This window comes from Candidatus Nomurabacteria bacterium, from assembly GCA_020631975.1.
Taxonomy (GTDB): Bacteria; Patescibacteriota; Saccharimonadia; order Saccharimonadales; family CAIOMD01; genus JACKGO01.
This window is the reverse complement of record JACKGO010000003.1, coordinates 141,809-154,420: the sequence shown is the minus strand read 5'-3', so window position 1 is coordinate 154,420 and position 12,612 is coordinate 141,809. Positions and strand designations below refer to the sequence as shown.

Below are 12,612 nucleotides of genomic sequence, written 5' to 3'. Positions count from 1 at the left end.
ATGGTAAAGTATGAATAAAATATCTGAAAAGCGTATACTATAGCTATGATTTCAATTAGCACACTTCAAAAATATTTAGAAGCAGAACAAAAAAGGCAAAGAGAAGGCTTAGAGCTTATTCCTTCAGAAAATTACGTAAGTAAAGATGTATTAGAAGCACTAGGTAGTGTCTTTACAAATAAATATTCCGAAGGCTACCCTGGCCGTCGTTATTATGGTGGGCAAGAAAACACCGATAAAGTAGAAATATATGCCATAGAAGCGGCTAAAAAATTATTTTCAGCAGACCATGCTAACGTACAACCACATTCTGGCGCACAGGCTAACGAATCTGTCTACCATGCGTGGCTGAACCCAGGCGATACTGTTTTGGCTATGGATTTGAGCCATGGCGGCCATCTAACTCATGGTCATCCGGTAACGGTTTTGGCGCGTCAGTACAACTTTGTTCGGTATAAAGTTAAAAATTTAGAAACTGGTGAAATTGACTTTGAAGAACTAGAAGCTCTTGCAGCACAACATAAACCAAAAATAATATTAGCTGGCTTCTCATCGTTCCCGCGCGAATTAAATTATGCAAAATTTGCAGAAATTGGCCAAAGACACGGTGCGATGCTGATGGCTGACGTCGCCCACATTGCCGGCCTTATTGCAGGTAAGGCATTGGCCAATCCGTTTGACTACGGCTTTCACGTTATGTCTAGCACCACCCACAAAACTTTACGCGGCCCACGATCTGGAATTATTCTTAGTAAAGGTATTGCCAGTAATCCGCTCGTAGCTCTAGATAAAACAATAGAAAATCTTCCTACATTAATAGATAGAACAGTATTTCCAGGGGTGCAAGGTGGTCCCCATATGAACACCATACTAGCAAAAGCAGTTGCTTTTCACGAAGCCCAACAGCCTAGTTTTTCCGTGTACGCACAACAAACTATCGATAACGCCAAAGCTCTTGCGAACGAGCTTATGAAACAAGAGGTAAAGTTGGTTACCAATGGTACAGATAATCATCTGTTGCTCATTGACGTGTTTCGTTCGCTTGGTATTAATGGTCTAGAAGCAGAAGTTGCACTAGATAAAGCTGGTCTAACAGTGAATAAAAATGTCATTCCAGACGATACATTACCACCATTTAAACCAAGCGGTATTCGGCTGGGAACACCTGCAATTACCACGCGTGGATTCAAGACAGAACATATGCCACAATTAGCAACCTGGATAGTCGCTGCACTAAAAAACAGAAATGATGACAAAAAGCTACATGCATTAAACCAAGAAGTAAAAGCAGTCGCTACAACGTTTCCACTACCATCCGATAGCTCACCAAAAACCTAGCGTAATTGTTTTACGTATCGTTTGATGCGGCCTTGTGCGTTAGATGTTATGCACATATCAAGCCATTTATCGCTGGGGTGGGATTTACTGTTTGTATCAACTTCTACGATATCTTCATTATGCAAAATAGTCTTTAGTGCCATGTACTTACCATTAATTTTGCCACCGTTAGCGTGCTCACCAATCTGGGTATGTACTGCATAGGCAAAATCAAGTAACGTAGCTCCAAATGGCAGATCTATCACATCACCCTTAGGAGTAAATACAAAAATTCTGTCTTGAAAAAAGTCTGTTTTAAGCCGCTTTAAATAATCGCTCGGCGTGAGTTCGGCGTTCTGAAACTCCCGAAGTTGTTCTATCCAGGCAAACGTTTCTTTGTAGATACCTTTTTGAAGAGTAGTGTTTTTATAACTATGATGACTCGCAACACCGTATTCGTTAAATTCGTGCATTTCTTGTGTTCTAAACTGCACCTCGACAATAGGCCCATCTCCACTAAAAATTGCGGTGTGTAGACTTTGATATCCGTTCGGTTTAGGTACAGCAATGTAGTCTTTAATTCTGCCTGGTACAGGTCGCCAGTGATTATGTACTGCACCAAGCGCACTATAGCAATCGGCAACGGTATGTGTAATGACACGCAGCGCGACAATATCAAATATTTCGTCTTCGTTCCAGTGCTTTCTTTCTAATTTTTTATATAGGCTATATGTCCCCTTAACACGCTTATCTATTTGTGGTGTATAGCCTATAGATGCATTGACGGTTACTAACATGCCACGATATATCTTTTTAATGGTGCCTTCTGCTTTTTTTAGCCTAGCTACCATTAATTTTTTTGTTTTTGTATATTCTTCTGGGTAGGCATACGGAAAGGCAAGATCATTAATAGTCGTTACTAATTTACCCATACCTAAACGTGATGCGAGTGGTGCGTGTATCATGATACTTTCTAGTGCAATGCGTTTTTGCTTTTCTTCTGGTAGATATTGTAATGTTTCTAAATTATGCCAACGGTCCGCCAGTTTTAATATCACCACTCGCACATCACGAGCAATAGAAACAAAAAACTTTCGTAAAGATTCTACATGACGTTCATTGCCCCGATATTTTAATTTACCCAATTTACTAACACCTTCTACCAAGCTAGCTACATCATCGCCGAACTCTGTTTGAATGTCTTCTACCGTCACGCTCGTATCTTCTATGGTGTCGTGCAAGAGCGCTGCGCAAATAAGAGTACTATCCATACCTAAATCTATAACGTGCATAGCTACTGGCACACAGTGCCCCTGAAAGTAGGGGTCGCCATTTGCTCGCGTTTGCCCAGCGTGAGCTGTTTTTGCAAACTCATATGCTCGCTCTATCGTAACTATTTCTTCAAATGTTACAGTTGGTAGTTCTTTTTTAATGTATTTAAAAAAGGCTCGTCTACTTATCTTCATGCAATAATTTCTGGTTCTGGCTCTAACATAACCCCAAATTTATCAAACACCGTTTGCTGAATAAGATTCTTCATATTTAAAAGTGACTGAAAGGAGCGAGTGCCATCATTGACCAGCACGAGCGCTTGTTTATCATACACGCGAATACCATCTTTACTAAGCCCTTTTAAGCCAGCTGCTTCTATAAGCCAGCCAGCCGCCAACTTAACATTATTGTTGTGCTCAAAGTACGGCATAGTAGGGTGCGACAAAAGTAAATTATTGCAAATATCTTTAGTAACGATAGGGTTTTTAAAAAATGATCCAGTGTTCGCCAGCACCGCAGGATCAGGTAGTTTGGCTTTACGAATATTAATGACGATATCACGTATTGTTTTAACAGAAGGCTCGGTTATATTTTGGTTTTGGAGCATTGTCTGCACAGAAGCATAGCTTGGTGGGCTATATGCATCGTCGGCGACATGTAACTGAAATGTAACACTGGTAATAATGTACCTGCCATACTGCAGTGTCTTAAACACGCTATTTCTATAACTAAATTGGCATTCCTTGTTCGTTAGTTCAACCATGGCATTCGCTTGGGTGTCGTAGGCGCGCACACGCGTAATGGTGTCTTTTACTTCTTGGCCGTATGCGCCAATATTATTTACCGGAGCAGCTCCAACTGTACCTGGAATTAACGATAAAGCCTCTATGCCGGCAAGATTGTGCGCAACAGACGCTGCTACTAAATCATCCCAATTTTCACCAGACCCTGCGCGTACAACACCCGACTGTTCGTCTATGGTGACACCCTTTATTTCATTGATTATCACCAGCCCATCATAACCTTTGTCTCCAAAAATAATATTAGAACCACCGCCAAGTACCATTACGTTTAGTGACCGCTCTTTGGCAAATGCGATGGCCTCTTGCAAATCAGACTCTGTCGTTACTTCCGCCATGTACGAAGCATCACCACCCAGTTTCATAGTAATGTGTGATGCAAGTGGTTGGTTTTTTAGTATTTCCATATGGTACTAGTATAATCTATAACGTAAATCTGCGCAGAACATAAAAAACATAGTATAATATAGTAATAATCACGGAGACATTTTTATGAAAGATGCACCGTTCAAATCGTTCGGAATCAAACTTAAACAGATACGCTCACATGCCAAAGAAACGCTGGTAGATGTATCTGGTGCTGTAGAAACAGATGTAACGTTGCTAGAAAAGCTAGAGGCAGGTACACACCAGCCGAGCGAAGATCTTGTTTTGCTCCTCATTAGCCATTTTGCGCTAAAAGAAGACGAAGCTCTGCGTCTGTGGGAATTAGCCGGCTATAATCTAGAAAAAACAGGTACGTCTAGCATTAATACCGATGATTCAGAACAAAGTGTGCAAAAGGCCTATGTTACAGCAGGGGACGTCAGAATATTGTATACCGATATGGTACATGTTAAATCAAATCGGCATGGCGTTGTCATTAACTTTCTACAGTCACTTGGTAGCGACGATCACACTATGGCTGTTGCGCGGGTAGGTATGAGCCACGCACACGCCCAATCACTCTTAGAAGTGCTACAGCAGACTCTTAACGCTACCAATAAGCAACAAAAACTGCTAGATACAAACGATTCTAGTAACAAATCATAACAGAGCAACTACAACAAATCGGTTATACTTTTTTTAAGAAAACGTGTTCACAACTAGATAGTCAGCGCACTATAGGTGCCTTGTGGTATATCAAAGCTTATTGGCAACGAGGGGTATGTATCACTTATAATTCCGTATAAACATTCAATAATATAGCCGCTCGTTATAATCACACAAGACTGTATATTTTGATGTTTTAACTCATCTACAAAGTTTTTAACCCGTGCAAAAACTTCTTCTAAACTTTCACCATCATTAAATTTTGCCCTATAGCCATCAGGCGTCGCATCGATAGCATTAATATATTCTTCTATTTTGCGCCCTTCAAACCCAGATATATTATCGTTAAGGCGTTTGTCTATAACTATATCTTTATTGTGATATACATTTATATAGTGGGCCGTTTGTTGCGTACGTAGCAGTTCAGAAGCGTATATAACATCAAAGTTGGTATTATTTAGCGACTGGGCTAGGCTTTTAGCTTGCTCGGTCCCTTTTTTTGTTAATGATACCTTAACACTAGGGTCACCATTAAGCAGCCCCTTTACATTATATTCAGACTCACAATGTCTTGCTAAATATATAGTCATTCATGCAGTATATCAAACAATGTTTATTACGGTAGGTATTAAACATCTTAAGCAGAGCATCAGTTTAGTGACTTTAGAATAGTGTATATGCTAAGATTTTGCGCTATTTAGGCGGGCGACATGTTCTTTGTTGGTGGGGTCAATCTTGGCCTGCGATAAATACTCAAATATTTCACTGGCAGATTTACCCAAAGTCATTTGCTCGGTAATGTATTGCGCCATGAGCTTATAGCCAACGTAGTATGCAATATCTTTTGTAAAAATACCTTGTTTGGCATTAGTATTATCACCCGGACTTCCTCTATATATACGATCAACATGGCCCCATACTCTGCGTTCAAGCGTGGGCATATCAGTATCACGCAGGGTTCCATTTTTCTGCCCACGGACTATCTGGCGAGCGAAACTAATTTCAAATACCTCTTGGCGCGTCTTTTGCACACCATCTACACTTCCTAGGGCTAGAGCAATGTCTAAGTAACGGTCATAGGCTTTTTCTGGGAGCTTACCATTTATTGCTTCTTCGCTTAATATACCTAAGCCTTCTTCAGCACTTAAATATCCAGCCACACCTGTTGCTAATTCTTTGTCGCCAGTTTTGTAACCATTTTTACCACGCAAGGCATGAACGAGAAGCTCGTGCGCAAGGACTCCACGAGCTTCTTGCGCTGAAGCCGCTTCTCTATGAGGAGGAATATTAATGGTCATGTTATCGGCCTTTACAAATATAAAGTTGCCTTTAGCCTCCCCAATAGACCAATCTTTCCAGTCTGGATCGTCATTTTTTTTCAGCCAGTCTAGAGCTTTTTCAAAAAGAGTATGTAATTCTTTGGCACTAAACTCAGTTTTGCCGGATTCTTCTACTAAATCAAAGATTGGTTTGTACTTTGCGAGTATCGCCTTACCGTATTCATGAATAGCTTCTCGTTCATGTAATGAATCTATTATGTCTACTTGGCTGTCTGCGCGTGTAGCCAACATAGGCCCATAGGCTTCTAGTAAGATGCTAAGATGTGTTTGTGATATATCTTCGTTACCACGCAAGTCTAATAATGCTTGATATTCTTCTGTTATAAGGTTTGTGACTTCTTCTTTATCTGGCTCGCCGTATAGTTCAATACTAGCTTGTGTATAGCGGTCTGCCCATATATCACGAGTAGTATCATCGGCATCGATAAGCTTTTTAGCAGTGTGTAGAAAATACTCAAAAGCGAGCTCTCTAGCAGTATAAGATTCATTTAAAGTACCAGACTCACTTTCCCAAAATTTTCTTTCGCGAGCGCGATGAGTGGTTTCGTACTCTTTTATCAACCTACCTAATGCAGCGTAGGTCAGTACAGGTTCGCCTTTACCAGAGTTAGATGGCTGTATAGCTTCTAGGACTTTTACGAGTGGAATATCAGTTTTTGATTTTTCTGACATATAATTACTATAACACAAAATCAAAAATATTACAACTATAAAAACATGAAAAACGGCTATGTACAAAATTATCACCATGAAATTATTTGAAGCAAAACGCTGAGTTATATACGAGCCGTATTTTCTATCTATTGTCGAAATTGACGTACTAAGTTACAAAAAAAAGACTTCTATAGAGAAGCCCTTAAATATAGACGTGGTACACCCGGCAGGATTCGAACCTGCGACCCCTTGGTTCGAAGCCAAGTACTCTAATCCGCTGAGCTACGGGTGCATGCGTTAGGTATTATAACAGATGGCAGGCGTTTAGGTCTGCTTCTTTTTTTCTGTTCGCCCCAACTGCCGTTCAAGCGCCCGAAGTTGTTGCCGTTTTAAAAGTTGCTGGGCAAAAAATCCAAACGTGGCTATGCCTACAATAATAAGACATATAGCATAGATTTTACCTATGTCAGTTTTTGGTGTGTAATCGCCGTACCCTACGGTAGCTATAGTGACTACTACATAGTACACAGAATCAAGCCAATCCCATTTTTCTACAACATGGAAGAACCAAGTACTAATCGTTACAATCATAATTACAACCACTGCCAGCAGTCTAAAGTTATTTAATTGTGCACGTAACTCGGCAACTAGTTCTTCTTTTTTTGCAATTGTTTTGTTCGCGTTATTTAATGATTCACTCATAACAGTACATTATACAGTACTATTTACTTACAAATGTAAGTGCATAGCCTGTTTTGCCGGCTCGGCCAGTACGTCCTATTCGGTGTACGTAATCATCGTAAGTCTGAGGTAGAGAGTAGTTAATAACATGTGTAATGTCTTTTACATCAATGCCACGAGCAGCAACGTCAGTAGCTACGAGTATTTTGGCTTTATTTGCTTTAAATTCGTCTAATGCACGCTTTCTTTGGCCTTGTGTTTTGCCACCATGTATAGCGGTTGCGCTAAAGCCTCTCGCTTGCAGTTCTTTAGATAGTCGCTCTACGTTTCTTTGAGTTTCATCAAATACTATTACTTTTATATCTTGATGACTAATTAATATGTCATGTAATTTTTCTATCTTATGACTTGTTGTGCCATATTGCACGACATTCTGATCTACGTTTTCGCTACTTGGTGCTGTTTTTACAGAAACAGAAATATGTTTTGGCGCAAACTGGGTAATAAGCCCTTTGACTCTTTGGTCAAGCGTTGCAGAAAAGAAGTAACTCTGACGTTCTGGTGACAATTGTTGCAATATGTGTTTTACATCAGGCAAGAACCCCATATCTAACATACGGTCTACTTCGTCTAGTACAACCATATTAAATTTACTAACATCAAACGATTGTCTTTCTATATGATCTTTGATTCTGCCGGGTGTTCCAATAACAATTTGCGGTTTTGCTCGTAATTGGCCAAGTTGTGGGCCCATAGGCATGCCACCAATTAATAGGGCGCTATACAGTCCACTGTTTTTGCCAATTTTTTTAGCTTCTTGTTCTATTTGCTGCGCAAGCTCACGTGTGGGCGCTACAATTAATGCATATGCATCAGAAAAGCGCATAGCGTTATGAATAATAGGTACAGCAAAGGCAGCTGTCTTACCAGTGCCCGTGTTAGCTACGCCAACAATATCATGACCATCTATGCCGTAGGCTATAGTTTGGTCTTGAATAGGCGAAGGCGTGCTATAGCCACCACTTGCCAAATTCGTTTTTATAACGTCGTTTATAGCAAAATCATCAAAGCTATTTTGCGCGACGTATTCTGTTTGGGTAGAAGGTTTAGCTGCTTGCACAAATTTAGCTGGGTTAATATATTCACCTGTGCGTTTTTTAGAACCGGCACCTCTACGGTTATTATTTTTGAATGAACGGCCAGGGCCGCCAAAAGAGCCGCTTGGTCCACGGCGATTACGGTTAAAAGACATAAAAAATGAATCCTTTTGTTTAGTTTAATACTTTGATTTGTGGTAATGAAACCTAAGTATTAACAGTACTAATCTTGGATTCATCTTAAACAATTCAGATTATACTTTAGCATTATTATCTTAAAAAAGCAACCATAATATGTACTGAGATACTTGCGCAATCACATATATGACGCTATGAGGAGCTATATAACGAGTATTTTTTACTCTGCTAAAATAGATGATGTATGTATTCGTATCGCAAACCTATTCGTCGTAAAAAAAGCCGTAAATCGAAAAGTTTATATGTTACCGCTATGGTATTGGCGGTGTTAGGTATATTTGCCGCGAAATTACTTGTTATATTTCCTACCGTATATGCGACCGCGGATATTCAAGACGTTAAATTAGCCAATACACTTGCCATTCCTTGGCCTGCATATGGCCAATCTGCTGTTGGTGTTAAAGGGCATGGTGTTGTAAGTGCTAGCCCAAACCAAAGCGCACGGCCTACGGCAAGTGTTGCAAAATTGGTAACCGCACTGGCAATTTTAGAAAAGAAGCCCCTTGTAAATAATGAGCAGGGTGAACAAATTGTAATTTCTGATGCCGATATAGCCATTTATGATTTTTACCTTAGTCATCAAGGTGTAGTTGTAGATATTAAACCAGGACAGTCTATTTCACAGTACAAAGCGTTGCAATACATGCTTATACTATCCGCTAATAACATTGCAGATATATCTGCAAAATGGGCGTTCGGATCAGTAGATGAATACACAGCGTATGCGAACGATATGGTAAAAAAAATGGGGTTAAGCACTATGCACATAGATGATGCAAGTGGATTGTCACCAAAAACAATATCGTCAGCAGAAGATTTAGTGCGTCTTGGCGAATATGCCTTAGATAACCCAGTTATAGCGGATATTGTCGCCCAAGAATCAATTGATTTACCAGAAGGTACGCAAAAAATTAATACCAATGTTTTTTTAAACTACCAAGGTAACGGTGTTATAGGTATTAAAAATGGCTTAACAGATGAAGCAGGCGGTGTATTATTAGCAGCTGCCAAACGTACTGTTGATAATACTCAGCTAACCATCATTAGTGTGGTGATGGGTTCTGAACGTTATTTTGATTCACAAAAAGATGCTGTGGCACTTATTGATCCAACAGTGAGTGCACTCTCTGGTTCAGCCAGTATTGCGGCAGGAACAGTTGTTGGGCACTACGATGTACCATGGGGAGAAAATGCAGACGTAATAACCAAAGAACCAATCACCTTAAATAAATGGACAAATGCGCTAGACGCCTCATATGTTGAGTTATACCCCATAACAACAACAACTCAGAAGGGTACCGTTGTAGGCAAGCTGACCGTCCCACAAGATGGCGCAAATGCTAGCGAAGCCCAGATAATGCTTGATTCTGATGTTAATAACCCAAGTACAAAGTGGCGCATCATGGGTTTAATAAACAAAACATCATACTAGAACTAAAAATAACAACTCGTTATATTGAGCTTAAATGGCTAGTATTAAAGCCAGTCTTTGCGTTTAAGAAAATATAAAACTAAAAAGGCTACACCAAAGGTAGTTCCAACAATCAGTGGAAAAGCAAGGGGGTTGTTGTCTAGCGGAATACCAACGTTCATACCAAAAAAAGAGCCCACAATGGTTGGGACAGTGAGTACAATGGTAAGCGTTGTAAGGATTTTAATTTGCCGGTTTAAATTGTTGGTCATAACATTGCTGTACGCTTCACGAATGTTAACAATAGTTTTTAAATAGCCTTTACTTTCGTCAATTAATTGGGCAGTTTCTAGTTGTAAATCTTCTAAAATATCATGATCTGTTTCTGTAAAACTAAACGCTTTTCTGCCAGCAACCATGTTAAGTAAAATATTGTTTGTAGGTACAAGTTCACTCAGAAAATCGTTTAAAAAATCTTCAATTTCTACAAAACGTACAAAATGCTTATTAGAAAACTTTTCGTCACGCAGGGCGTTGCGGGCAGTGCGTATTTGCCTGCCTATATGGGCAAGTTGTGAAGCGTAACTTTGTAAAGATACATTCAATACAGGTAGTAACAAGTGTTTAGGCCGATTTGTGACTAGGTGTTTTTGCCGTATAAGCAGGTCTTCTAAAGCAGGGAAACTACGATTTGTCAAAGACACAAAGACACCCTTACCGACAACAAAAAGCACAGGTTCTGTATGAATTGTGCCACCGGCATTCTTCCATGCAAAGCGCGTATACAAATAGGCGGTATCATCATCTATTTCAAAACGAGGCATTTCATCCATATCTGTCGCATCAAGCAGCAGTGATGGCTCTAGGGAAAGCTCACGCGATATATAATGTATTTCTTCTTCTGTTGGAGCAATTAACTGCACCCACTGGCCGGGTTCGTAACTCAACGAAGTTACAACTTCTTCGTGTTTGCTTTTTCTTAAGTAGTACTTAATCATACATTTAATAGTACCAGATTACTGTTTATATAAGTGCTAATATTTGCAATAGAATTACTTGTAGTAGGTGATATCACTTAGATTACTTTTCTTAAGTGAAGCAATAAGTACCAGGCATATAATAGGTACATGCTTAGTCTGGCTGCGTAGCTATTAGAAAAGACTTTAATTGTTCAAATGGTTTTATTTTAAGGTAGGTGATTTTGTTAGCTTCTTCATCTAGAGATGCTCTTGTTACGTTGTATCCTTGTGGAATAAATATTTTGTCCCAGCCAAAACCATTTTCGCCTTTTGGATGCATTGCGATGGTGCCGTCGAGACTACTCTCAAACAACCGTAATTTGTTACCGTCGTAGTAACCAAATACACAACGCGCTGTCGCTTCACGGCTTAAACCATCTAATGTCCTGCAGATTGTTTCAAACGGAACTTCATCTACATAAAATCGTATAAAAGTACCTGGTAACCTACCAAGCGCTTTGAACTCTAACGACACGTCTTCAACGAGTACGGGCGCATTGATAATTGCATATGCTTGTTTGACCTTGTGTTCTACCACTTCTTTTAGGTCTAAAGACTGTATTTCTTCTAGTTCAATTTTACGGTGGCTGACTTTAAATCCTAAATACCTAGATACATAGTCTGCTTTTGATTGGTTACCGGTGATAAATGTAATTGCTGGCATTAGCTGATTATAGCAAAACCACATATAAAAGTAGGTGCTTAAAAACTATCTATTTTCAATACTCATAATCACCGTGCATTAATTTATTATGTGCCAGCTTTAGTGTGTGAGTGTTTTTGAATCTTAATTAACATAAGTGGTACAAGCAAACCAAAGAATAAGGCAATGGCAGCACCAAGAATATTATCTAGTATTCTACTGTAGCCTAATTGTCTAATTGCATTTATGTTTTGCTCTTCATATAACTGCAATGTCAAAATTAAGAATGCTGTGCCCATTGGTACTATGTACCACCGACTCAAACGGGTGCCAATGATAAATATCATCATCAGGCTAATAAGTAATGCCGTCACTAGCGCAGGTAAGTCTAGTTGTACTGTAATAATTGCTAACAATGTTCCTAGTATTGTAGATAGTGTTCTGGCTAGTCCTCGTAAGCCCACCATGCCACGTAACGGTCGCATAATTAAAAGCGCAGATGTTGCTGTCCAGCCAATGAAAACAGGGTCAATATAGGTTCCTAGCACTAAAGCTATAGAAGCAGTTAAGCCAAGCAGAACTCCGTATATTTTAGGGTTGCTAGATACAAATGCTTTTGCTCCATCTGCAGAATTTTGTATTTTAGATTCTGGCCATAGCATAGAAGTTAGCCCAGACCACAACGAACCAAGAATAAAAACTAGGCCCAAGCTAAGACCAACAGACGGACTGTAGCTATAACCTACAGCCAAAGCCGGTAAAAAGAACGCGAGCATTACAATACCAATTGGCTTTTTGGCTGCAATAACAGATGCTACAAAGGCTACAATAAAAAAGGCAATCGCTGCTAGCCATAGGCTCATATTATGCAGTACAAGAGATCCACCAATAATACCTAATCCAAAAACACAACTAATAACACTAAACACAATTCTTTTTTTACGATTTGGGGCCACGCCAAGCTGTGATGCCGGTATTGTACCAAGAGCAAATGCAATGCCTGCCGTGAGATTGCCAGATAAAATTAATATAAATGCCGGGATCATATTGAGCGCGGCGTGCAAGCCATCTGTTTTAGAAAAAACTATATTATTAGGCTGATTCTTTGTGGCAATGTTTTTATTCACTGTTATAACTATAGCAAATAC

General features: G+C 39.6%; 12 protein-coding genes and 1 tRNA gene. 3 read left to right on the top strand and 10 right to left on the bottom strand.

Annotated elements, in window-relative coordinates; all coding sequences use genetic code 11:
- Positions 1-45: 45 nt before the first annotated feature.
- On the top strand, positions 46-1,338 hold the full coding sequence (locus H6795_03625; GenBank protein ID MCB9817590.1) for a serine hydroxymethyltransferase: 1,293 nt from the start codon (positions 46-48) through the stop codon (positions 1,336-1,338).
- Here the strand turns inward: H6795_03625 and H6795_03620 are convergent.
- Together H6795_03620 and murB are read right to left on the bottom strand one after the other, a co-directional pair.
- Positions 1,335-2,783: a bifunctional (p)ppGpp synthetase/guanosine-3',5'-bis(diphosphate) 3'-pyrophosphohydrolase gene (locus H6795_03620; protein ID MCB9817589.1), complete on the bottom strand. Its 1,449-nt coding sequence runs from the start codon at positions 2,781-2,783 to the stop codon at positions 1,335-1,337. The genes H6795_03625 and H6795_03620 overlap by 4 nt on opposite strands.
- Complete coding sequence (gene murB, locus H6795_03615) at positions 2,780-3,796, bottom strand: UDP-N-acetylmuramate dehydrogenase (protein MCB9817588.1); 1,017 nt, start codon at positions 3,794-3,796, stop codon at positions 2,780-2,782. The genes H6795_03620 and murB overlap by 4 nt, the downstream gene beginning before the upstream one ends.
- An 85-nt stretch (positions 3,797-3,881) precedes the next feature.
- Between murB and H6795_03610 the strand changes: the two genes are divergently transcribed.
- Positions 3,882-4,421, top strand: a complete 540-nt coding sequence (locus H6795_03610; protein ID MCB9817587.1) for a DUF3467 domain-containing protein — start codon at positions 3,882-3,884, stop codon at positions 4,419-4,421.
- Between the two features lie 53 nt (positions 4,422-4,474).
- Here H6795_03610 and H6795_03605 read toward each other — a convergent pair whose 3' ends face one another.
- From H6795_03605 to H6795_03585, 5 genes are all read right to left on the bottom strand, one after another.
- On the bottom strand, positions 4,475-5,011 hold the full coding sequence (locus H6795_03605) for a histidine phosphatase family protein (GenBank protein ID MCB9817586.1): 537 nt from the start codon (positions 5,009-5,011) through the stop codon (positions 4,475-4,477).
- Positions 5,012-5,101: 90 nt separating this feature from the next.
- Positions 5,102-6,433: a hypothetical protein gene (locus H6795_03600; protein MCB9817585.1), complete on the bottom strand. Its 1,332-nt coding sequence runs from the start codon at positions 6,431-6,433 to the stop codon at positions 5,102-5,104.
- A 197-nt stretch (positions 6,434-6,630) separates the two neighbouring features.
- Positions 6,631-6,707 (bottom strand) — tRNA-Arg (locus H6795_03595).
- A gap of 32 nt (positions 6,708-6,739) precedes the next feature.
- Positions 6,740-7,117 carry a two pore domain potassium channel family protein gene (locus tag H6795_03590; GenBank protein ID MCB9817584.1) on the bottom strand — a complete coding sequence of 126 codons (378 nt, stop codon included), beginning with the start codon at positions 7,115-7,117 and terminating at the stop codon, positions 6,740-6,742.
- Between the two features lie 19 nt (positions 7,118-7,136).
- On the bottom strand, positions 7,137-8,348 hold the full coding sequence (locus H6795_03585; GenBank protein ID MCB9817583.1) for a DEAD/DEAH box helicase: 1,212 nt from the start codon (positions 8,346-8,348) through the stop codon (positions 7,137-7,139).
- A gap of 227 nt (positions 8,349-8,575) precedes the next feature.
- On the opposite strand from H6795_03585, the gene H6795_03580 reads away from it, so the two are divergent.
- Entirely contained in the window at positions 8,576-9,823 is a 1,248-nt protein-coding gene (locus H6795_03580; protein ID MCB9817582.1) for a D-alanyl-D-alanine carboxypeptidase, read from the top strand.
- Between the two features lie 44 nt (positions 9,824-9,867).
- Here the strand turns inward: H6795_03580 and H6795_03575 are convergent, their stop codons facing one another.
- The 3 genes from H6795_03575 to H6795_03565 form a co-directional block, all read right to left on the bottom strand.
- On the bottom strand, positions 9,868-10,800 hold the full coding sequence (locus tag H6795_03575; protein MCB9817581.1) for a magnesium transporter CorA family protein: 933 nt from the start codon (positions 10,798-10,800) through the stop codon (positions 9,868-9,870).
- Between the two features lie 133 nt (positions 10,801-10,933).
- The gene (locus tag H6795_03570) at positions 10,934-11,485 is read right to left on the bottom strand and encodes a non-canonical purine NTP pyrophosphatase (GenBank protein MCB9817580.1); all 552 of its coding nucleotides are present in this window, start codon (positions 11,483-11,485) and stop codon (positions 10,934-10,936) included.
- 86 nt (positions 11,486-11,571) lie between these two features.
- Positions 11,572-12,591, bottom strand: coding sequence for an FUSC family protein (locus tag H6795_03565; protein MCB9817579.1), 1,020 nt, complete (start codon positions 12,589-12,591; stop codon positions 11,572-11,574).
- Positions 12,592-12,612 lie beyond the last annotated feature (21 nt).